We start from the raw sequence: 21,138 nt of genomic DNA, 5'->3' as shown, positions 1-21,138 counted from the left end.
CACGGCGAGGCTGGGCGTCATGGCCCCAACCGCCGAACCCGCGCAGGGCAACCACCGTGCCACCTACCGGGAGGTGCTGGCCGAGCCACGATTCCGGCTGCTCTTCTCAACCCGCACCGTCGCGATCACTGCGGACGCGCTGCGGATCACCACGTTCTCGGTGCTGGTCTTCGCGGCCACCGGCTCCGCGCTGCTGAGCGCAGTGGCCTTCGGCATCGGCTTCATCCCGCAACTGTTCGGCTCGCTGCTGTTGGGCTCACTGGCCGACCGACTGCCGCCCCGCGCGCTCATCACCGGCGGCTACGCCTTGACGTGCGCCGCCGCCCTGCTGCTCGCCCTGGTGCGGATGCCGATCGCGGCAAGCCTCGGTGTCGTGGCGCTGGTCGCCCTCGCCACACCGGTGTTTCACGGCGCGTCGAGTCGGCTGGTCGCGCAGTCGCTGGAGGGCGACGCCTATGTACTGGGCCGGTCACTGAACAACATCGCCGGCGCCGGCGCGCAATTGTTCGGCCTGGCGCTGGGAGGTGCGGTCGTCGCGGCACTCGGCCCACGCCGGGCGCTCGCGGTCAGCGCCGGCCTTTACCTCGGCTGCGCGCTTGCTATCCGCATCCGGCTACCCCGGCTGCAGCCGGGAGAGTTCGGCGGCACACCCGGCAGCGCTGGGGGCGATAACGGGGCCGTCCGTGCAAGCCTGCAGGGTGCAGGCCTGCTGCTGCGCGGACGCACGGTGCGACGACTGATGCTGGCCCAGTGGCTACCCGTCGCGTTCGTAGCGGGCGCGGAAGGCCTCATCGTCGCCTACGCGGGAGAACGCCACTTCGCGCCCGGCTGGTACGCGGTGCTGATGGGCTGTCTGCCGGTCGGCATGCTTGTCGGTGACCTGCTGGTGGGTCGACTGCTACGGCCGCCCACCCGGGAGCGACTGGTAGTCCCGTTGATTGCGCTGATGGGACTGCCGCTGGTCGGCTTCGCTGCCGAGCCCGGAGTGGGCGTCTCGTCCTGTCTGCTGCTGCTCTGCGGATTGGGATTCGCCTACGGTCTCGGCCTGCAACGGCCGTTCCTGGACGCCCTGCCGCAGGATGGCCAGGGCCAGGCCTTCGGTCTGCTCGGCTCCGGCAGCATGACGCTGCAGGGCGTCGGGCCGGCCTGCAGCGGCGCGGTGGCCGCAGGCATCGGAACAGGCGGCGCAATCGCCCTGACAGGCGGTGCGGCGGCGCTTACCGCCGGCTGGATTCTCACCTGGCACCCGCCCACCTCCCCGGTCCCCGTCCCGAACTGCTCAACGGGATCGGAGAACGGCACCGAGCAGCATGCGTGTAGTTCTCCTGCGCAGTAACCGTCGCCGGTCGGGTCGGCCGCGAGCCGTCACGCACCCCACCCCCACCCCACGTCTCTCTGACAGAGAGTCATTCCCGGTAGCTCATTGTGTCAGGAGTCCTAAGCCTTGATTGGTGCGGCCGACCTGGCGGCCTGCTCGATCTTCGAGCTCTGCTCCTCGGCTCCCGCCCGCCGCCAGCACCTCCCTGGCGTAGCCCGGCGTCTGCAGCAGCCCCGGCAGGACGCTCACCGCGAAGTGCCACAGGCTCACCGCCTCGGCCTCCAGCGCCATGTACCGGCGATACCGCTCACGGAACTGGGTATGGTCACCGGCGGCCAGCTCCCAGAGGGCGAGCAGGAGCCCCGGCGTCCCGTAGTACTGGTCCAGCGCCTGGACGACCTCGGGGCCGCCCAGGGTGTCGCCCTTCTCCATCTTTCCGAACAGGGACCAGTCCCAGCCCATCCGCTCCCCGAGCTGCCGCAGGCTGTCGCCCCTTGCCGTCCTCAACTGCCTTAACTCCTCGGCGAACCGCTGGCGCGGTTCCTGACTGCGGCCTGTGACGATGCGGCGCTGCGGCAAGGTGACTCACCTCCGTGGAACGTGTGGCACGTGCGTTTCCGGGAGGGGAACCCGACCGCGCCCACGGCGCGTCGCGCCTCACCCCGGCCGCATTCTCGTAACGCGCCGACTACGCAAAGTAATACGTGGTGCTGGGCGGTGGTGGCCGAATCGCGAATCTGCCCGGCCACACCCGCTCCTCACCCGTTCCGAACGGAAGGCCCCTCATGGCAACACGCCGTCCCGCCCCCAAGCTCCAGGAAGCCACCGCCGCTCGCGACGCCCTTGCCGCCGCCCTCACCCAGGCCGGTATCCAGCTCCCCGCGATGGACGTCCGTACGCCCTGGGGTGACGTGCTGCCCGACGGCGCGGAGGTGCGGACGGCGGACGTGGCCGAGGAGCTCCACGTTCCCGCCAGTGCCCGTTATGCCCTCGTGCACCTCGGTGTCTGCTCGGCGCCGGTCGCCCTGGCCCTCGCCGCTGTCATCGCGAGGGGGGCCGCCCGGTGAGCGGGCCGGGTTCCGGCGTCCCCGAGCCCGTTCCTCCCCCCGCCCGGCACCGCCGTCCGGGACACCGAGCGTGATCGTGTCGGTGTCGTCATGGGGCATGCGGGACCGTACCTCCAGCTCCGCCCGCTGTCCGGCGGGCGGGAGTGGGACGCCTCCCCGGAGCGCGTCCGGCCGCTCACCTCGGAGGAGCTGCTCCGGGCCCGGCTGGCCGAGACGAACGCGCGCAGCCGGACGGGGCTCGGAGCCGGCACCCCCCATCAGCCCGACCCGTTGACGGGCGAGTTTCCGGCTAGGAGCGTGGGTCGGGCTGATGGGGGGCACCGAGGCCTGTGCAGTCGTAGGAGCGATTGCTGCACGGGCCGTCGGTCTCACGCCGTGTCTGTGTTCGGCATGCGACGCCCTCGTCACCGGCACACCGTTCCCGGCCGAGCTGCACACCGCCCTGAGCCGGGCCGGCACCGACGTCATCACGGCCTGGTCCCGGGAGGCCCGGCGGGACGGTCCGTATGCCCTCGAAGGAGGTCCGCCGCCCTCAGAGGAGGTCCTCGATCGTGATCGGCAGCTTGCGCACCCGGCGCCCGGTGGCGTGATGCACGGCGTTGGCGATCGCCGCCGCCACGCCGACCTGGCCGATCTCGCCGACGCCCTTCACGCCCAACGGGTTGACGATGGCGTCCTCGACCTCGATGAGCTCGACGTCCACGTCCGGAGCGTCCGCGTTGACGGCGACGAGGTACTCGCCGAGGCTCGAGTTGACCCAGCGGCCGGTGTCCGGCTCCGTGTGGTTGGCTTCCAGCAGCGCCTGCCCCAGCCCCCACAGCATGCCCCCCATCAGCTGGCTGCGGGCCGTCTTGGCGTTGAGCACCCGGCCCGGCGCGAAGGCACCGGTCATGCGCCGCACCCGGACCAGGCCCAGTTCCGCGTCCACCGCGACCTCGGCGAACTGGGCGCCGAAGGTCATCATCCCGTAGGGGATGTCGTGGGCGGGCGGGTTCCACTGGCCCAGGGCTTCGGCGTCCGGCTGGAAGTTGCGCCGCAGCAGATCGGTGTACGCCTCGGACGCGGTTCCGGCGGTCATGACGCCGTCCCGGACCACGACGTCGACCGGGTTCGCGCCGTGCAGAGGTGAACCGGCGTCGGCCACGGCCTTGTTGACGAGCTGACCGCGCAGGGCGGTGGCGGCACTGTGCACGGCCGCGCTGATCATGCCGGCACCCGCCGAGCCCACCGCGGCGGCGATGTTGGGCAGGTCGGTGTCCCCGCTCTCGAAGCGGCAGCGTTCCACGCTCATGCCGAGTCCGTCGGCGGCGACCTGGGTCATGACCGTGGCGACGCCGGTGCCGAAGTCGGGGGTGGCGGCCTGGACGACCGCCGTCCCGTCGGCGTAGAGGCGTGCGCGGGCGCGCTGCGGGTTGGCGAGCGGCGCGACGGGATACGTCGCGGTGGCCATGCCGGTGCCGATCAGCCAGTCGCCCTCACGGCGCACGGCCGGCCGGGGATCGCGGCCGGACCAGCCGAACCGCCGGGCTCCGCGCTCGTAGCACTCCCGCAGCCCGCTGCTGGACCAGGGGAAGCCCGACATGGCGTCGACGTCGGTGTGGTTGCGCAGCCGCAGTTCGACGGGGTCCACACCGAGTTCGTGGGCGAGCTCGTCCATCGCGCACTCGAGCGCGAACATACCGCTCGCTTCACCCGGCGCCCGCATGAACGTCGGGGTCATGGTGTTCGCCCGGAACAGCCGGTAGACGCCCTCGTAGTGGGGGCACGCGTAGATCTGCGACGAGGTGCCGAGGGAGGGTTCGGCCCAGTCGTCGAAGGGGGAGGTCGGGGAGAGTTTGTGGTGCCGAACGGCGGTCAGCCGACCGTCGCGCGTCGCGCCGAGCGTCACGTGCTGCTCCTGCTCCTCCCGATGGCCGACGGAGGTGAACATCTGCTCCCGGGTGAGGGCGAGCTTGACGGGTCGGCCGACTTCCCGGGCCGCCATGGCGGCGAGCGTCGGGTGGGCGTGGATCATCGCCTTGCAGCCGAAGCTGCCACCGGCGTAGTGGCCGATGACCCGGATCCTCGACATCGGAACGCCGAGCAGCCGTGACACGGTCATCTGTGTGGCGTTGACTCCCTGGGTGGAGTCGTACAGCAGCAGGACGCCACCGTCCCAGTGGGCCGTGGTGCTGGACGGTTCGATCGGGTTGTGGTTGTTCGCCGCGTAGGTGTACGTCGCCTCCACCTGCACGTCCGCGTCCCTCAGCCCGGCCTCCACGTCGCCGCGCTCGATGCGCCCCGGTATCCATCCTCCGAAGATCCTCTCGGGCACGTACGCCCGGTCCCGGCCCTGGTCGAGGGTGGTGACCGGGGCGGTCTCCTCGTACGAGACACGCAGCAGGTGCGCCGCGTGCTGGGCGCGTTCCCAGGTGTCGGCGACGACGAGCGCGATCTGCTGGCCGGCGTAGTGGACGATGTCGTCCTGCATCGGGAAGTACGTCTGTCCGGGCGCCGCCGTGCCGGCGAGCGAGGGCACGAGCGGCGGCTGCTCCGCGATCCTCGGCAGATTCTCGTGGGTGAGGACCGCGAGTACGCCTTCCTCGGCCGTCGCGGCACTCGCGTCGATCCCCGAAACCCGTCCGGCGGCGATGCGGGAGCCGACCACGTAGGCGTACGCCATGTCCGGGAGGGGGATCTCGGCGGAGTAGTGCGCGCTCCCGGTGACCTTGGGGCGGCCGTCGACGCGGTCGAGGGGCTGTCCGATGGCGGGCGGTGTCGTCGTGGGCATGGTGGTCATGACGGGCTCCCGGCCCCGGGGCCGGGTCCGGGCTCGGACCCGTCTCCCGTTCCGTCGCTGAGCAGGTCGAGGACGCGGACGATCGCGCGCTGCGCAAGTTCGACCTTGAAGGCGTTCATGGGGGTCGGCCGGGCGTCGGCCATCTCGACGCGGGCAGCCATGGCGAAGTCGTCCCGCCGGGCGGGCGCGCCGATCAGGAAGTCCTCGGCCCGCCTGGCCCGCCAGGGCTTGGTGGCCACCCCGCCCAGTGCCATCCGTACGTCGGCGATCACGCCGTCCACGACGGAGAGCGCGGCCGCGACCGAGACGAGCGCGAACTCGTACGAGGCCCGGTCCCGGACCTTCAGGTAGTGGGAGTGCCGGGCGACGGGCGTGGCGGGCACCTCGATCCCGGTGATCAGCTCACCGTGCTCCAGGGGGTGCTCCCGATGCGGGGAGTCACCGGGGAGGAGGAAGAAGTCGTCGATGGCGTAGGTGCGTTCGCCGTGCGGGCCCGTCGTGCGCACCTGGGCGTCCAGCGCGACAAGGGCCACGGCCACGTCCGAGGGGTGCGTGGCGATGCAGTGCTCGCTGGTGCCGAGCACCGCGTGCCCCCGGCTGAAGCCCTCGACGGCCGAGCAACCGGTGCCGGGCTCGCGCTTGTTGCAGGGGGACTCCGCGTCGCGGAAGTAAGAACAGCGCACGCGCTGCAGCAGGTTGCCTCCCATGGACGCCATGTTGCGCAGCTGCGCGGACGCTCCCAGCTCCAGCGCCTGGGTGATCAGCGGGAAACGCTCACGGACGACGGGAGCGGCGGCGACGTCGCTCATCCGGGCCAGCGCGCCGATCCGCACCCCTCCCGCCGGGGCGCCCTCGACGTCGGTCAGCGGGAGATCGTTGATGTCGACGAGGCGGCGCGGGTTCAGCACGTTCTGGCGCAGCAGATCGACCTCGGTGGTACCACCGGCGAGGAAGTCGCTGGTGGGGTCGGTGCTCACGGCGGTGACGGCGCTCGCCGTGTCGGTCGCGCGGAGGTAGGTGATGGGGCGCACCGGGTGCCTCCCTACATGCGGTCTACATGCGGTCGCGGGCAGCGCGTATCGCAGCCCGTATGTGGGGATAGGCGGCGCAGCGGCAGATGTTGCCGCTCATCCACTCCTTGATCTCGTCGTCGTCCCCGTCGTGCCCCTCGTGGACCAACGCCACGGCGGACATGATCTGGCCGGGAGTGCAGTAGCCGCACTGGAAGGCGTCCTCGGCGATGAAGGCCCGTTGCATCTCGTGCAGTTCACCGTTCTCGGACAGCCCTTCCACGGTGGTGATCTCGTGGCCTTCGCAGGTCATGGCGAGGGTGAGGCAGGCCAGCGCGCGCCGCCCGTCGACCCACACGGTGCACGCCCCGCAGGTTCCCTGGTCACACCCCTTCTTGGCGCCCGTCAGGTGCAGGTGTTCACGCAGCGCGTCGAGCAGGCTGACGCGTGGCTCGATGTCCAGAGTGCGCTCGGTGCCGTTCACCGACAGTCTGACCCGGACTGGGCCGGGGCCTTGTTCCAGCAGGGCTGCGCCTCGCTCGGTGAGGGCCGGGCCGCGTGCGGACATGACACACCTCCCAAAGAGCCATCCCTTCATTCTCATGGACACCCAAAAATGCCGCAAACGTAAGATCTGGAACATGGACCAGCGTGCAACTGAAGCCCGAGAAGCGGTGACAGTGGTCTACACCTGGGAGGTGACGCCCGGCGGGGGAGACCGAATTCGAGCAGTGGGCCCACGGGGTCGAGGCGGAGGCTGCCGCCTTCACAGGACACCGGGGCGTCACCTGGCTCCGCCCCGAGGACGACAGCCACCGCTACCACGCGATCGTCCGCTTCGCGGACACCGAGAGTCTGGACCGCTGGATGACGTCACCCCAGCGAGCCGCATGGCAGGACCGGGTGAAACCCTACGGCCACCCGGCCCACCCGAAGCTGACCACCACCGGCTTGGAGACGTGGTTCAACATCCCCAACGGCGCCGCCCGGCCGCCGGCGCGCTGGAAGATGTCACTGGTGACGATCCTCGCCGTCTACCCCTTCGCGCTGCTCTACGACGGCCTGGTCGCGGAGTTCTTCCACACCTGGCCCCTGGCGGCACGCACCCTCGTCTTCCCGATCGTCCTCGCGCCTCTCCTCACCTACGCGGTCATGCCGTTCATGAGCCGCCTGCTGCGACGGTGGCTGTACCCGGGGCACCCGACATCCTGAACGGGACGCACCCGCACGTCGTCCTGGGTCAGGTGCCCGGCTCACCGCTCCTCACGGCGGTCACGAACAAGGTCCGGCCCGCCGTGACGAGATCCGGACCGTGCTCGGCTTCATGGCGCCGGCCGCCGCGGCCCGGGTCGCCGACGCATCCCGCATCGACGACGTCCTCGCCCTCCACCCCTGAACCCCGCGCGCCCACCTCACGCCGACTTCCCCAGCGGGCCGTGGTCTCCCCGGGCGCCGCTCCCGCCCGCTCGGCTCGTGCCCGGCGCAACGCGAAGATCCGCGGCGCCTGTCCGAAGGACTCGGTGACGGGCCGCGGCTGCGGTCCGCTCAGGACAGGGCGGTCGGTCTGCGGGGCGGCGGGACGGCCCGCAGCAGCTCCCACAAGGGACGTGAGCCGGACGCCCAGACTCCGAGGGTGTGGCGGTCGACCACGTGGAGGCGCTGCTGCTCGGCGAAGGCCACGGCCGGTGCGGTGACCCGACCGTTCGTCACGATCACCGCGACGTCGGCGCCGTGGACCTGGCGGGCGGTGCCGTTGAGGACCTGAAGGTCCGGCGTGCCCACGGCGGACCCGGCAAGGCCGCTGCGCCTGTGTTTGCACTGGATCACCCAGCGCCGCCCGTAGGGGTCGGTGGCCTTCACATCAGCGCCCAGATCTCCGCCGCCCCCGACGCGGACCGCGTCCCCACAGCCGTCACGACGCATCAGGTCCCGCACCGCGTCCTCGAACCGGGAGTGGTGCAGGACGTCCAGCTGTGACAGTCCGTAGCGCAGGCCCTGCGCGCGGACCGCTTCCCACCGCGCCTGCTGCTGCCTCCGGTAGAGCCGGCTGCCACCGGCCAGCACCGCGAGCACGCTGATGACGACCATGACCCACCAGTGGACCAGCAGCCAGTTGATGACGGCCACCACCAGGGCGACGGCCAGGCCCACGGCCACAAGGAGACCGATCAGCCGGTCGTCCGCGCGCTGCCGCCGCCTGCCCGGTCGGCGGGTGCGCCGTCGCGCCGACGGGCGCCTGGTGGCCGCCGCCCGGCCCCTGCGCGCGCGGGGGCTCATCGGTCGGCCTGCGTGACGCCGCTCGCGAGCTGCCCCAGGACGTCCTGGATCCCCTGGCCTACCGGGGTGGGTGCGATCAGGACCCCCAGCGCCAGAACCATGACGACGGTCAGTTTCTCGTCGAAGCGGCTGCGGGCCTCCGTACGCCGCCGCAGCCGCCAGACGGCGACAGCTGCGAGCAGCACCGCCACGTTGATGGTCAGCAACCGTCCAACCCCCCTCACCGTCCGGCCGACACCCCACGGGGACGGCAGTACGCCGCCCCGGCCTTCTTGTTTAGCCGCGCCTCGGTGATGTGGGAGGCAGTTGCCGACGAATGACACAAAGCGATCGGACCTGGCCGAATTGAACCGCCGACTTGTCTGGGGGTAACGGGACGTGGTCGGGTCGGCCGCTCGTAGCGTGCTGTAGGTCCAGTGTCTTTGAGCCACTGTGGTGCGCTGTCGGATGTGTGCCGCACACATCGCCAGTGCTCTCGCGTCGCTCCTACAGTGCCGCTACCGCACAAACCGGCGACTTGACCGGACCGCGAGCCCCAGGGAGCAGGTGCACATGATGCGAGCCCGTCAACGCGTCCTCCGGTGGTCCCCCGTCTTGATCCTCTCCGTCCTGGTGGCCCTGCTGACGCCGACAGGTACCGCCCAGGCCGCCACGCTCCACACGGTGCCCCCGGTGGCGGGCAGCCTCACCGGCCACAACATCTCCGGCGTGTACGTGTCCGGAATCTCCTCCGGGGGCTACATGGCCGGTCAGCTGCACGTCGCCCACTCGAAGAAGGTCAAGGGCGCGGCGATCTTCGGGGCGGGACCGTACTACTGCGCCCAGAACAACGTCTACCAGGCCCTGTACGGCTGCGGGGACGACATCTACCCCACCTATCTGAGCACTCTGACCTCGCGGGCCTCCACCTGGTCCTCCTACGGCTGGATCGACCCGGTCGGCAACCTGTCCGGCAGCCCCGTGTACCTCTACCAGGGCAGGAACGACACCACGGTGAAGCCCTCGGTCGGCGATGCCGGGAAGGCCTTCTACCAGCACTTCGGCGCGGACGTGACCTACGACGACACCTCCGCGGCGGGGCATTCCTGGGTCACCCCGTACGGGCCGAACAACTGCACCGCGAACAGCGCGCCGTACATGAACGACTGCGGCACCGACCCCCAAAAAGCACTGCTGCAGAAGCTCTTCGGCTCGGTCTCCTCCCCCAACACCGGGCCGCTGACGGGCAGGCTCATCAAGTTCGGGCAGAGCACCCACGCCGTCAACGGAATGGCGAGCACCCTGAGCATGGGCAGCTCCGGGTTCGCCTACGTCCCCACGGCCTGTGAGGCGGGATCGAGCTGCCGCCTGATGGTCTCCCTGCACGGCTGCAAGCAGGGCTACGACAAGATCGGTACGACCTTCGTCGACCGCGCCAACCTCAACCAGTACGCCGACCACAACAAGATGATCGTCCTGTACCCGCAGGCCACGTCGTCCTACGTGAACCCCAACGGGTGCTGGGACTGGTGGGGCTACCTCGGCGCCACCAACTACCCCATCAAGGGCGGCGCCCAGGTCCAGACCATCATGAACATGGTCACCGCCCTCGGCGGCTGAGCCTCCCGCGCCGGGGAACGCGAACCCGAGTCGGCGGCGGAAGGCTACGGAGGCGGCCATGCCGGAGACGACCATCCCGATGGCACAGGCGCCGGCGATCGGCGTCCGGTTGGATGGGCACATGATCCGTACCGTGCGCCCACTGCTGCCGCTGCTGCTCGTTCCTCTGCTGCTCACCGCTTGTGGTAGTGAACCGGGGCAGACGCGGGACACCGACGCCCCCGCCGCCGAACTCATCACCCGGTCCAGGGCGTTGGGCATCGCCCCGGAGCTCGTCTACGTCATCGAGGCACCCGGGTTCGCGCTCGCCCGGCAGTCCGTCGGGGTGTACGGCGGGGACGGTTTCTCCGCCACGTACGTCTCGCGGCAGGGGGGCGAGCAGCTGCGGCTGTACGTCGACCGGGGCACGATGTCCGCCTCCGACTGCGCCGAGGGGCAGCAGACATGCGAGTCGGACGAGGAGGGAATCTGGTACCGCTCCGGACAGGGGGCACACGAGTACGCCGTGGTGAAGAAGGGCCACGTCGTACGGCTCGAGGGCGATGCGGGCGTCCCCCGCGACGTCCTGCGCAAGGCGGCGCGGGACGCCCGCCGGCCGTCCGGTGAGGAGGCCGCCGAGCTGCTGCCGTCCGCGCCCGTCGGCGGCGCGGCGCCGTCCGAACCCGTCGAGCGCGGCGATCTGCCGCCGGCCGGGGACGGAGCGCCCCGCAACGACGTGGACGCCGGCGGTTGAGGGGAGGGCGGACCGGTCGGCACAGGCTCGGGAGCATGTCGGTCCCCGCGCTCCTCGTCCACACCTGCACCACCGGCTATGCGAAACCGGCCATGATGGCGCGTGAGCGTCAGGAACTCATCGCGGCTCGGTCGGAATCGCTGCGCAGAACGCAGAATTCGTTGCCTTCGGGATCAGCGAGGATTGCCCAACCGGAGCCATCGGGATTCCGGTGATCGGCGACAAAGGTGGCACCGATCCCCAGCAGCCGTTCCACCTCCTGCTCGCGCGAGGTCTCGGGGCGCAGACACAGATGGATCCGGTTCTTGGTCGTCTTGGCCTCGGGCACCTGGTTGAAGTGCAGCACCGGACCCTCCGCCAGCAGCACCTGAATCTCCCGGTCGCCCGGTCTGTCCTCCGGATGCAGTGGGCGGCCGGTCACCCCGCTCCAGAACCGGGCCAGCCCGTAGGCATCCGCACAGTCGATCGCCACGTTCTGCACTACCGAAACCATGCGCGCAAGCCTTCCTGACTTCCACTCCGGACGCCACCGAGTTGCGCTCAGCCTTCGTACACACAGCTCAGGCGCACGGCAGCACTTTCGATCGACGGAACAGCCCTGTAGTCCAGGCGGTGCCGACCCAGGACTCTGCGGTCACCATGCGTCCTCGGTGCCCAAGCGACCGGTCGAGCCGCCCCGCCCTCGTGCCCCGGCGCGAACAGCCGGGCTCCTCCCGCCGTCTGCCCGGTCCTTAATTGCCTTTCGGGCCCTGCCGAGCGGGAGTTAGTGTTCGCGCAGCGAGTGACTCACAAGGAGCGAAGACATGGTCGGTCGTCCGAGCACGCGTTGACGTCTGAGGCCGCGAGCGGCCCGTCATCGCGTGCTGCCCTCACGGCGCGGCACAGCGAGCCTTCCCTTCCCGCTGCCTGAAACCGTCGGTGCACCTGGCGTGCGCCGGTTGGCAGCTCTCGTCTTCGGTCATCCGAGGGGTCCCTGTGCTGTCCTCTTCCTCCGCTTCCTCCGCTTCCTCCGCTGTATCCGATTCAGGCCGACCTGTTCCGTCACGCCTGGGGCGGGACGGTGACTTCCGCAGGCTCTGGGTGGGCCAGACCGCCTCCCAACTGGGCGAACACGCGTGTCTGGTGGTCCTGCCGCTCTTCGCCGTCCTGACGCTCGACGCCGGTGCCGGCCAGTTGGGTGCCCTGCGCGCGGTGGGGCAGGCGCCGATTCTGCTGCTCTCGCTCTTCGTCGGCGCGTGGGTGGACAGGTGGCGGACCCGCACGGTGATGGTGCTGGCGGACGCCGGCCGGGCCCTGGCGCTGGGCGCCGCCGCCGTGGCCGGTCTCCTCGGCTGGCTCGGCCTGCCGGTGCTGCTCGTGGTCGCCTTCGCCGTCGGGGCCCTGTCCGTGTTCTTCGACGTGGCGTACCAGGCGTCCTTGGTACGGCTGGTGAAACGTGATCAGCTGGTGCAAGCCAACAGCGCGCTCGAGGGCAGTCGGTCCGCTGCGCAGATCGGTGGTCCCGCCCTCGGTGGTGCGTTGGTGTCCGTGCTGTCGGCGCCGGTCGCCGCCGCCTCCAGCGCGCTGTTCTTCGCGCTGTCGTTCCTGTCGATCCGACAGATCGGTCGCCACGAATCCGTCCCGGAGCGCTCGGAACGTCCTCCGCGGGTCTGGCGGCGGATCCACGAGGGCCTCCGCTTCGTCGCCGGCGACACCTCGCTGCGGGCCGTGTGCCTCGCCTCAGCCGCCTTCCAGTTCTTCTTCGCCGCCGTGATGACCCTCCACCTGCTGTTCCTGCCACGGGACCTGCACCTGTCGGGCACCGCCGTCGGGCTGGTACTCGCGGCGACGGGGCCCGGGGCGCTCCTGGGTTCGCTGCTGGCCGCCCGCCTGCCGAGCCGGTTCGGACACGGCGCCGTGCTCGTGTCCGCGGCGGCACTCGGCGACGGCGTGTTCCTGCTCGTCCCCGCACTGCACGGTTCCTCCGTGGTGACGGTTCCCGCGCTCCTTGCGATCAGCTTCGTGTTCGGGGCCTTCGGTCAGCTGGTGAACGTCACGCTCATGGCCGTCCGGCAGACCCTCACCCCGGACGGGATGCAGGGCCGCGCGGCCGCGACGATCAACTTCGTCGGCATGGGGCTGACCCCGCTCGGTTCGCTGCTCGGCGGCTTCCTCGCGGAAGCGTGGAGGACGCGCACCAGCCTCCTGGTGACAGCCGCAGGCATGCTGCTGTCACCGGCACTGATGGCCCTGTCCCCACTCGCCCGCCTGGGACGGACACTCCCCGCCCCGCCGGAGGCTCCGGCCCCGGCTGCGTGACGTCCCCTGCCGCCGCGAACAGCCGGCACGACTCCGTCAGCGGTCGCAGCCACCAGGCAAGCGCGGTCACCACCGCGCAGTCGGCCGGTCCGGCCGACTGCGCGGCTCGCCTCGATACGAGTACTGCGCACCAGCCGGTGCGCCTGCCCTTCTCACCGGGTGAGCACGTACCACTCGGGCGCGTCCGTGTCTCCGAGCTGGTAGTTCAGCTTGGGGCTGCCGCCCGTGCCGCTCAGTGTCCACTCCCCCGACCAGCAATCGCCGACATCGACGGTGACGCTCTGGAGCCAGGGGTCGTCGTCCGGTGCGAACCTCCACGTGCCCGAGCCCTCACATCGCCCGTCCGGCGAGTCCACTCCGCCTCCGCTCCAGGTGCCGGTGGCCACCGCACGCCCTTCTTCGTCCAGCCGCAGCGTGCCGCCGTGGCCGTCGTTCCACGTGCCGACCAGCTCCGAGGCGTGGACCCGGGGCGGTGCGTACTCGTCCACCAGCCCGGTCCCGTAGGCCGAGGACCCCACGGCGACCACGGCGACCGCCGACAGCAGGCCGACCCCGACGACCGTCCCGTACGGGCGTCCACGGGTGAGGGCCCACCGTGTCAGCAGCGTCACCGCCGACAGCGCCGCCGTACCGGACAGCCACACCCACAGCCAGGTCTCCAGGCCGTCCCCCACCACCGCCGGCCACAGCGCCACCGCAGCCGCCCAACAACCGGCCACCACCGGAATCCACCCTCCCACGTGCCGCCCTGCACACCGTCGCCCCGCCCACACGGCGACCGACAGCGTCGGCAACACCCCGAACAACGTACCCAGGAACGCCACGGGAAGACCGAAGCAGAACAGGAAAGGAAGCGTCAGCAACCCGATGCCGGGACCATCGCCGCGCATCGGAGACTCCCCCGCCATCTCCACGAAGCCCACGATCTCCACGGCGGCCGGAGCCATCGCCAGCACCGCCACCATCGAAACGGAGATCGGCTGCGGCCCCCGCAAGCCGTGCGGGCGCCCCGGCTCCTCCACCCGCAGCCCCGGCAGCCGCTTCACCCCGTCGTTCACATGCCCCTCCCCCATCCGGTGTCATCATTCGTTGCCTTCGGTGCAGCTTCTACGACGCGGGCCGCGGTGATGCTGCCCGTGTTGGAACTACTCACGGGTCAGGTCGAGTCCGGTTACCGGACCCACCTCCTGCACCGGGAACCGGCCCCTCGGGTGCGGGGAGCAGTTTCCGGGCTGGTACTACAGCGGTGGTCGGGCTGCGTGCGTGCGGAAGTTCCGGAGATTCGATCAGGACGGTGCCGACCCCCGCACGGCCTGCTCCCAGAGATCCAGCCCCGCGCGGAGGAATTCGCGCACGGCCGCGGTCTCCTCGCCCGTCCGGGCTCCCTCACCAGCGGTCGGTTCGAGAGCGTCACCGCCGAAGATCTTTTCGTAGGCGCTGTCGTGGATCGGCCCTTGGGAGGGGATGGCTTTGTTCATGAGAACGGGTTCGGGCTCAGCTTGTGTGGTGTGGCCACGCTGGGTGATCAGCGGATGGTTGGGGGGCTCTGCGGGTCAGAGTCAAAATGGCGGGTCTTCGGTGTAGCCACCTGTCCAGTCGCCTGCCCAGGAGGCGCGTTCGGCCATGAGACGGGCGTGACGTTCCCGGGCTGCGATGTCGGCTGCGTTCTCCAGGTCGCTGGTGTCGTAACGCCATGACTTCAGCGCGTCCAGGACGCGGTCTCTGTTGTGGCGGTCAGTGCTGGTGGCCAGCAGATGGCGGGCGTGGTCGACCAGCTCGCCCCGGTGCGTGGTGAGGGCGGGGTGCTCTGCGAGGGGGATGGCGGCGACCAAGGCCGCGTCACGTACGTCCGCGTTGTCGTGGCTGAGGAGAGGACGGACAGCGGAGAAGATCGCCGGGCGCAGGTCTCGAAACGCGCGCATCTCCCCGTACTCGTGGAGAAACCCCTCGCCGTAATGACGTTCGCCAAGGGCGACGCACTCGTCGTCGGCGTCGTAGGCGGTGTCGCTGAGCCAGTTAAGTAGCCTCACGAGGGTCGGGTGACGCGGTGGCATGTCCGCATCGTGGCCGAAGTCGCCCGCCGTGATGGCCGGGTGGTCGAGAATGGCCGCGGCGTAGAGCGCTACGGGCACGGTGGCTTCGTAAATGGTGTTCTGGTGGGTTACTCCCCCGAACGCGTTCTTGGCGGCGTCTGCCCTGACGACCGGGTCGGGGTCGAGGAGGCGTGCCAGCGCCGCCGGCAGGGATTCACCTGTCCCGCACGCAGTGGCGAGCGACGCCCAATCTGTACCGTCCAGAAGCGTTTGATAGTCAGGTAGCCCGTCGAGGCGAGGATTCTCGGTCTGCCTGCGGCTGTTGGTCACAGGCGGAGGCTATGGCGTCGTCGAGCCGGCATGGTGCGTGGTGTCATGCGTAGAGCAGGACGCGCTTTCGTAGGAGATTGAACCCGGCGCGGCCGAACATCTGGCGCTTGAGCATCTTGGTCCGGTTGACGTGTCCTTCGACGGCACCCGAGTTCCAGGGCAGGGTAAGACCGGCGATGACGGCGTCGCGGTCACGGTCGATGCCTGCGGCGAGGCTGTGGAGGCTGGGCAGGTCGTCCTGCCGGACGGCTTCGAGCCAGAGAAGGAGACTCTCGCCCTGGCGCTCGGTGAGCATGGTCGCGAAGGAACGGACATGGCGGGTGAGGGCGTCCAGTTCCGGGCAGCGGGCCCGGACGGTCTTGAGCTGGAGCTGTTCGGTCTCGGTGAGGGTTTCCGGGCGGCGGAGGATCCATCCGGCGACCGTCCGGGGAGAGGGCGGCCGTGCGGTCACCGGCCGAGGTGAGGTGCGCTTCTTGTGCAGGTAGGCCCGGACGCGCTGGTAGCTGCCCGTGTAGCCGAGCGGGACGATCTCCTCCCAGAGCTTCCAAGCGTTGGTGCAGCCCTCGTTCCACCGGTCGTCGAGGTAGGTCTTGTATTCGTCCAGGATGGAGGCCCTGTTCTGCCACTGGCCGGTGAAGAGGTCTTCCGGCGTGGCGGCGTCCGCGTAGCGCTTGACGGTGCGGCTGGTCATGCTCAGCTGCCGCTGGACCGAGCGGCGGCTGTGCCCGGCTTCCAGCAGCGCGTGGACGATCGCGTGGGTGGTCCGGGTGCGGTCGGCGAAACGGTGGCCGGTTGGCCATGGCGCGCCGGACGTCTCTTCCTCCGGGGCCTGCTGGGGCTCGGGCTCAGGCGCCTTGGGGACCAGGACATGCAGGCAGCGGCGGTGCTGTGCGACGGTCCGCTCGGCGGCCTCGCTCAGGTTGTTCCACAAGTGCCACCGGTCCGCGACCTGGACGGCCTGCGGCGCCCCGGCGGCGGCGCCTTCGGCGAAGAACGGGGCACGGTCACGGCAGACGACTTCGACACCGGGCCGCCGGGCCAGCCACGCGGCCGGCGTCGGCGCCTCCCGATCGGGTAACAGGTCGACGGGGCGCCGCGTCTCGATGTCGACGAGGACGGTGCCGTAGTGGCGGCCCTTGCGCGTGGCGTACTCGTCGACGCCGACCACCCGCGGGGCGGGAGGCTCCGGATCGGGAAGCGCCGCGACCAGCCGCAGGACCGTACTGCGGCTGACGGGCACCCCGAAGGCGCGGGCCGGCCGGGCGCCGGCCCGGCCGGCCAGGGCGAGACCGACCGCGGCCAGGGTGGCACGCAGCCGCTCGGTCTTCTGACCATGCCGGCGAGTCAGGCCGGGTATCTGCTCGACGAAGGTGCGTCGCGCGCACGAGTCGTTCCCGCAGATGAACCGGCGAACCCGTAACTGGAGTACGACGCTTCGCCCGCCGCTGGGCACATCAGCGGGAAACCGCAGATAGGACCCGTGAACGCGGCTGGACCGAGTCCGGCACTCCGGACACACAGCTCCTGTCGCGGTGCACCGCGCATCCACGCGCACCACCTCGATGTTCACGTCCACCGACAGCACCACGACGTCCGCGATCGACGGGAGCAACAGCTTCTTGAAGGGGAGCACAACCTCTTCCACGGTCCCGAACTGTCAGTCACGACGGGTCGGTCACCGATCTCCTTCGGGCGACTTCACGGAGTCCTGTGTAACGCTCATCCGTCACTCAGCGTGCAGGGCCCACAAAACCTGAGCCAGAACCCGTTCTCGTGGACAAAGCCATCCGACATCACCGGCGACCTGACCACCTCGTTCATCAACGAGATCGCCGAGACCCACTTCGGCTCCCTCCTGCACCCGGCGGACGACACCACGGAGGAGGTCGAGGAGTTCCCGGAGGAGACGGTCGTCGAGGAGGACGACACGCCCCCCCCCGGCCACGTCGAGGAGGAGGACACCGAGGCCGAGGAGACCGAGGACTCCGCCGGGGCCGACGCGATCGCCCAGCTCCCGGACGCCGCGAACAGCTCCATCGTGGGCACCGGCCCCGACGGCGCCACCCAGACCCTGGTCAACCTGCCCCCGGCGGTGGCCTCCCCGGCCGAGCTGAGCGAGACCGGTCTGGTGGTCTACCCCCACACCCAGCAGGACGCCGACACCGTCGCCGTCCGCAACAGCACCAGCGCGGTCGAGGTCTTCCACCTGCTGCGCAGCCCGAACGCGCCGCAGTCGTTCACCTACACGGCCAACATCCAGCCGGGCCACGAGATCACCGCGGTCAGCGAGAGCACCCTGATGATCTCCGACGCGGAGGGTGACGCGACCGCCTTCATCTCCGCCCCGCTCGCCCTGGACGCCAAGGGCGAGACCGCGCCGGTCTCCATGCGGCTCTCCGGCAACGACTTCATCGTCTCCCTCGCCCCCGCGCCGGACCGGACGGTCACCTTCCCGGTCCTGCCCGACCCGGGCGCCGGGTACGGCGATCTGACCCCCGCGGAACGGAGTTACTGCCGCACCAACGCGTACGACTGCAACAAGGCCCGCAAGGATGCCGACAAGGCGTTCGGCGAGGCCGCGAAGCGCTACCCCAGGGCGTCTCTGTACCAGGGCACCGGCGACGCGTTCCGCCACTGCTACTGGAACGCCCGTATGGAGATCAACATCGACCATGAAACCGCCTACGAGGTCGCGACCCGTCATGAGTCGGAGTCCCGCGGTGTCGACAAGGAGATGGATCTCCGCAACAACAAGATCGGCCGCAAGATCGGCCGTGACTACCGTGGCAAGAGCAAGTCGAACCCCAAGGCCCGCGACCAGTGCATCAGTTACGTCAAGAACGGAAAGCTGTGGATCATCAAGAGCAAGAAGCTTGTGAAGAGCAACGCATGATCCGTTTCCTTGCGCGCCGCGTCGCTCCCGCGATACTGCTGCTCCAGGTCGCCTACGAGGGTCTGCTCCAGATCGCCTTTCTGACGCTCTGGCCGGACACCGCGGAACTCGACCACACCGATCCCTCCGGCTTCAGCCCGCTGAACGCCGCCCTGGTGGCGCTCACGCTGGTGGGCCTGACCGGCGGTGCGGCCCTGCTGGGCCTGGAGCGCGTACGGTCCCGGGCGCCGCGTGTGCTGACGGTGACCTGGCTGGCCCTGCTGGGCCTCGGCCAGACGGTGCTCGCCGTGGTGGCCCTGGCCACCACCGGCAGCCCGGCGGGCCTCACCCTGCCGACCGCCCTGCTGTTCGCAGCGGCCTGCGCCACGGTGGCCGTCGCCTGTGCACTGACCATCCGCACGGGCTCCGGAGCGGTCCGGCTGAACACGGCCGACTGAGGCGACAAGCCGACGGCCGCTACGGAGGCGGCTCCCCGGAAGGTGCGGGGGGCCGCCTTCGGCGTGCTCCGCCGTCCTCTGGACCGGATGCCCCTGTCGTCCGTCGCCATGGCCCTGCCCGCCATCGCCGTCCCGACGCGTTCTTGCCGCTCGGCGCGGAAGCTGCTCCCACCGTCGTTCGACGAGGCCCACCGCGACCGGGTGCTGAACGCACGGACTCCCTGTTTGGCCGGGTCCGTAGGGGCGCTGACCGGTGAGCGCGCCGAGTCCCGGGGTCCCCGAGCGCGAGCCCACTCCTCCCCCGCCCGGCACCGCCGTCCTGGACACCGAGCACGATCGCGTCGGTGTCGTCATGGGGCAGGCGGGCCCGTACCTCCAGCTCCGCCCGCTCTCCGGCTGCCGGGAGTGGGACGCGTCACCGGATCGGGTTCAGCCGCTCACCGCAGAGGATCTGCTCCGTGCTCGTCCGGCCGAGACGAACTCTCGCAGCCGGACTGGGCTCGGTGTCCGACAGTTCGGAAAGCCGAGGTGTTCTGGACAGGTTGTTCCGGGGCTGACCCAAGTTCCGTGGGGCGGTCGCTGACCTCGTTCTCAGCGGTGTGTGATGAGATGGCCAGCCCCTGTTCGCCGCCTCGCCGCCTCGCCGCCTCGCCGGGAGATCGTCTCAGTGCCTGCTGCATACCCCTCCCTGACCCGCGCCCTGGCCGAGGCCCTGGTTGACGCCCTCTGGTTCGTCGAGGGCTGTGAAGACGATCAAATGGACCCGGACGATGCCGTCAAGGTCCTGGAGGGCGTCGCCCACGTCGTGAGCAAACTGTCGCGTGAGCAGCAGGAAGAGTTCCTCGACCTGCTCGGCACCATGGCCGCCGAAGAGGCCGACGCGTCACGGCGGGCGTTCCTGGAAGAGTTTCCGGACAACTTCGGGCTCGTCGAGGACGCTGCCTGACAGGATCTTCAGGTGAACCGCTGAGTTGCATGGCGGCAGTGGCGTGTGGGCGGGTCGGCTGCCCGCGGGTCTCAAGGCGGCCGGGCCGGCCGCCTTGAGACCCGCGGGGCGGTGGTCAGGCGGCGCGGATTGCGGAGACGTCGAACTCCAGCTTCACCTTCTCGCCGACCAGCACGCCGCCGGTCTCCAGCACGCTGTTCCAGGTCAGGCCCCAGTCGGTGCGGTCGACCGTGGTGGAGCCCTCGAAACCGGCGCGCTCGTTGCCGAAGGGATCGGTCGCCGTGCCGGTGTGGGTCAGGTCCAGGACGACCGGGCGGGTGACGCCCTTGATGCTCAGGTCGCCGGTCAGGTGGTAGGCGTCCGCGGAGAGCTGCCGCACGGAGGTGCTGCGGAAGGACAACGTGGGGTGGGCCTCGGCGTGGAAGAAGTCGGCGCTGCGCAGGTGCCGGTCGCGCTGCTCCTGGCGAGTGTGGAGACTGGCGGCCTTGATGGTCACGTCGGCGGTGGAGCGCCCGGGCCGCTCGCCGTCCAGGTACAGGCGGCCGTCGAAGTCTTCGAAGGTGCCGCGGACCCTGGTGATCATGGCATACCGGGCGACGAAGGCGATGCTGCTGTGTGCGGGGTCGATGGTCCAGATGCCGGTCAACCGGGCGGCGTTCGGCACGGAGGCCGAGTCGGCGGCCGGGGTGGGCGCGGTGGCGCGGCGACGGTTGAGCAGGCCCATGGGGTCGTCCTTCAAGGAGGGGAGGTTTTCCACCCTCCCCAACATGTTTCATCTTGAATCAATTCCGGGTGATCTCCGCATTCCCGACGGTCCGGCAGCCTGAGCACAGCAGCCGTGAGAATCCGCCGACACCACGGCCGGGAAGGTCGCCGACACGGTTGCCGTGCCGGAGGAGGCGGGCCGCCGCTCCTGGGCGGTCCGGCGGAAGCCCGCACGCGCTGCGCGCTTCCGCCGGCCGGTCTTCGGCCCTGAGGCGGGGATCCGCTGAACCGGCCGCACCGCGGAAACTTTCGTCAGGTTTTGCCTTGCGCTCAAGCGGGTACTGCGATGTGTCGGGTTCGTGTCAGTGGAGTGGTCGGCAGTCGTCGTCGAACGCTGTCAGCCGTTTTCCTGCCAGCCGCGGTGGGGCGCATGAAGGTCCGCCGCTGACGCCGGGGTGGCACGGGCACCGGATTTCACTGTCATGAGGCGGTGCATCCCCGGGTGGTTCGCTGACATGAAGCCGAGAGGTCGCAGGCGACATCATCCGCTTCCGTATCAGAGGAACCGGCGAGACCCGTGAGACCAAAAACAAGCGAGTCACCGAACACCCTGATCCCGGGGCCCTGTTCGACGGCTGGTGGCGGGGTGGCGCGCCGGCCTGGGGCAGGGATTGCGCCAGGCCGGCGCTTTGCAGAAAAGCGTCGAGCGAGAA

The 21,138-nt window shown here is 70.2% G+C and carries 20 protein-coding genes and 2 pseudogenes; 10 read left to right on the top strand and 12 right to left on the bottom strand.

Features of this window, described 5'->3' with window-relative positions:
* The first annotated feature begins 19 nt into the window (after window positions 1-19).
* Window positions 20-1,336, top strand: coding sequence for an MFS transporter (locus ACVW19_RS26350; RefSeq protein ID WP_457462307.1), 1,317 nt, complete (start codon window positions 20-22; stop codon window positions 1,334-1,336).
* Between the two features lie 117 nt (window positions 1,337-1,453).
* Here the strand turns inward: ACVW19_RS26350 and ACVW19_RS26345 are convergent.
* Window positions 1,454-1,897, bottom strand: a pseudogene (locus ACVW19_RS26345) (Scr1 family TA system antitoxin-like transcriptional regulator); the annotation flags it as partial.
* A 206-nt stretch (window positions 1,898-2,103) separates the two neighbouring features.
* Here ACVW19_RS26345 and ACVW19_RS26340 point away from each other — a divergent pair.
* Window positions 2,104-2,385 carry a hypothetical protein gene (locus tag ACVW19_RS26340; RefSeq protein ID WP_457462305.1) on the top strand — a complete coding sequence of 94 codons (282 nt, stop codon included), beginning with the start codon at window positions 2,104-2,106 and terminating at the stop codon, window positions 2,383-2,385.
* Between the two features lie 532 nt (window positions 2,386-2,917).
* On the opposite strand, the gene ACVW19_RS26335 is transcribed toward ACVW19_RS26340, so the two are convergent.
* From ACVW19_RS26335 to ACVW19_RS26325, 3 genes are read right to left on the bottom strand one after another with little or no spacing between them, the layout of a single operon-like run.
* Window positions 2,918-5,164, bottom strand: coding sequence for a xanthine dehydrogenase family protein molybdopterin-binding subunit (locus tag ACVW19_RS26335; RefSeq protein WP_457462303.1), 2,247 nt, complete (start codon window positions 5,162-5,164; stop codon window positions 2,918-2,920).
* Window positions 5,161-6,195, bottom strand: coding sequence for an FAD binding domain-containing protein (locus ACVW19_RS26330; protein WP_457462302.1), 1,035 nt, complete (start codon window positions 6,193-6,195; stop codon window positions 5,161-5,163). Before ACVW19_RS26330 ends, ACVW19_RS26335 begins: the two co-directional genes overlap by 4 nt.
* A 22-nt stretch (window positions 6,196-6,217) precedes the next feature.
* A complete protein-coding gene (locus ACVW19_RS26325) occupies window positions 6,218-6,742 on the bottom strand; it encodes a (2Fe-2S)-binding protein (RefSeq protein WP_457462301.1) in 525 nt (174 codons plus the stop codon).
* A 218-nt stretch (window positions 6,743-6,960) separates the two neighbouring features.
* Here ACVW19_RS26325 and ACVW19_RS26320 point away from each other — a divergent pair.
* Together ACVW19_RS26320 and ACVW19_RS26315 are read left to right on the top strand one after the other, a co-directional pair.
* A pseudogene (locus ACVW19_RS26320) lies at window positions 6,961-7,014 on the top strand (hypothetical protein); the annotation flags it as partial.
* Window positions 7,015-7,041: 27 nt separating this feature from the next.
* The gene (locus tag ACVW19_RS26315; RefSeq protein WP_457462300.1) at window positions 7,042-7,386 is read left to right on the top strand and encodes a hypothetical protein; all 345 of its coding nucleotides are present in this window, start codon (window positions 7,042-7,044) and stop codon (window positions 7,384-7,386) included.
* Window positions 7,387-7,719: 333 nt separating this feature from the next.
* Here the strand turns inward: ACVW19_RS26315 and ACVW19_RS26310 are convergent, their stop codons facing one another.
* Both ACVW19_RS26310 and ACVW19_RS26305 read right to left on the bottom strand, forming a co-directional pair.
* A complete protein-coding gene (locus tag ACVW19_RS26310; RefSeq protein WP_457462298.1) occupies window positions 7,720-8,451 on the bottom strand; it encodes a restriction endonuclease in 732 nt (243 codons plus the stop codon).
* Window positions 8,448-8,657, bottom strand: a complete 210-nt coding sequence (locus ACVW19_RS26305) for a hypothetical protein (RefSeq protein ID WP_457462297.1) — start codon at window positions 8,655-8,657, stop codon at window positions 8,448-8,450. The genes ACVW19_RS26310 and ACVW19_RS26305 overlap by 4 nt, the downstream gene beginning before the upstream one ends.
* Window positions 8,658-9,045: 388 nt before the next feature.
* Here ACVW19_RS26305 and ACVW19_RS26300 point away from each other — a divergent pair, with 388 nt between their 5' ends.
* Together ACVW19_RS26300 and ACVW19_RS26295 are read left to right on the top strand one after the other, a co-directional pair.
* Window positions 9,046-10,050, top strand: coding sequence for an extracellular catalytic domain type 2 short-chain-length polyhydroxyalkanoate depolymerase (locus ACVW19_RS26300; RefSeq protein WP_457462296.1), 1,005 nt, complete (start codon window positions 9,046-9,048; stop codon window positions 10,048-10,050).
* Window positions 10,051-10,171: 121 nt separating this feature from the next.
* Complete coding sequence (locus ACVW19_RS26295) at window positions 10,172-10,783, top strand: hypothetical protein (RefSeq protein ID WP_457464786.1); 612 nt, start codon at window positions 10,172-10,174, stop codon at window positions 10,781-10,783.
* 109 nt (window positions 10,784-10,892) lie between these two features.
* On the opposite strand, the gene ACVW19_RS26290 is transcribed toward ACVW19_RS26295, so the two are convergent.
* The gene (locus ACVW19_RS26290) at window positions 10,893-11,276 is read right to left on the bottom strand and encodes a VOC family protein (protein WP_457462295.1); all 384 of its coding nucleotides are present in this window, start codon (window positions 11,274-11,276) and stop codon (window positions 10,893-10,895) included.
* A gap of 554 nt (window positions 11,277-11,830) precedes the next feature.
* Here ACVW19_RS26290 and ACVW19_RS26285 point away from each other — a divergent pair.
* The gene (locus tag ACVW19_RS26285) at window positions 11,831-13,081 is read left to right on the top strand and encodes an MFS transporter (protein WP_457464785.1); all 1,251 of its coding nucleotides are present in this window, start codon (window positions 11,831-11,833) and stop codon (window positions 13,079-13,081) included.
* 152 nt (window positions 13,082-13,233) lie between these two features.
* Here ACVW19_RS26285 and ACVW19_RS26280 read toward each other — a convergent pair whose 3' ends face one another.
* The 4 genes from ACVW19_RS26280 to ACVW19_RS26265 all read right to left on the bottom strand — a co-directional run bounded on the left by ACVW19_RS26280 (window position 13,234) and on the right by ACVW19_RS26265 (window position 17,089).
* Window positions 13,234-14,139: a hypothetical protein gene (locus ACVW19_RS26280; protein ID WP_457462294.1), complete on the bottom strand. Its 906-nt coding sequence runs from the start codon at window positions 14,137-14,139 to the stop codon at window positions 13,234-13,236.
* A 228-nt stretch (window positions 14,140-14,367) separates the two neighbouring features.
* On the bottom strand, window positions 14,368-14,559 hold the full coding sequence (locus ACVW19_RS26275) for a hypothetical protein (RefSeq protein WP_457462292.1): 192 nt from the start codon (window positions 14,557-14,559) through the stop codon (window positions 14,368-14,370).
* 81 nt (window positions 14,560-14,640) lie between these two features.
* Complete coding sequence (locus ACVW19_RS26270; protein ID WP_457462291.1) at window positions 14,641-15,444, bottom strand: hypothetical protein; 804 nt, start codon at window positions 15,442-15,444, stop codon at window positions 14,641-14,643.
* 43 nt (window positions 15,445-15,487) lie between these two features.
* Window positions 15,488-17,089, bottom strand: coding sequence for an ISL3 family transposase (locus ACVW19_RS26265; protein WP_457462289.1), 1,602 nt, complete (start codon window positions 17,087-17,089; stop codon window positions 15,488-15,490).
* 90 nt (window positions 17,090-17,179) lie between these two features.
* Between ACVW19_RS26265 and ACVW19_RS26260 the strand changes: the two genes are divergently transcribed.
* The 3 genes from ACVW19_RS26260 to ACVW19_RS26250 all read left to right on the top strand — a co-directional run bounded on the left by ACVW19_RS26260 (window position 17,180) and on the right by ACVW19_RS26250 (window position 19,720).
* On the top strand, window positions 17,180-18,337 hold the full coding sequence (locus tag ACVW19_RS26260; protein ID WP_457462288.1) for a DUF6973 domain-containing protein: 1,158 nt from the start codon (window positions 17,180-17,182) through the stop codon (window positions 18,335-18,337).
* Window positions 18,334-18,774 carry a hypothetical protein gene (locus ACVW19_RS26255; protein ID WP_457462286.1) on the top strand — a complete coding sequence of 147 codons (441 nt, stop codon included), beginning with the start codon at window positions 18,334-18,336 and terminating at the stop codon, window positions 18,772-18,774. The genes ACVW19_RS26260 and ACVW19_RS26255 overlap by 4 nt, the downstream gene beginning before the upstream one ends.
* 667 nt (window positions 18,775-19,441) lie before the next feature.
* Window positions 19,442-19,720 (top strand): hypothetical protein, encoded by a 279-nt coding sequence (locus ACVW19_RS26250; protein WP_457462284.1) that lies wholly within the window; start codon window positions 19,442-19,444, stop codon window positions 19,718-19,720.
* A 115-nt stretch (window positions 19,721-19,835) separates the two neighbouring features.
* Here ACVW19_RS26250 and ACVW19_RS26245 read toward each other — a convergent pair whose 3' ends face one another.
* Complete coding sequence (locus ACVW19_RS26245; RefSeq protein WP_457462282.1) at window positions 19,836-20,444, bottom strand: YceI family protein; 609 nt, start codon at window positions 20,442-20,444, stop codon at window positions 19,836-19,838.
* Between the last annotated feature and the right edge of the window lie 694 nt (window positions 20,445-21,138).

Source organism: Streptomyces sp. TE5632 (assembly GCF_054061295.1).
Note: the sequence above shows the minus strand (reverse complement) of the source record. Positions and strands in the feature narration are given on the sequence as shown.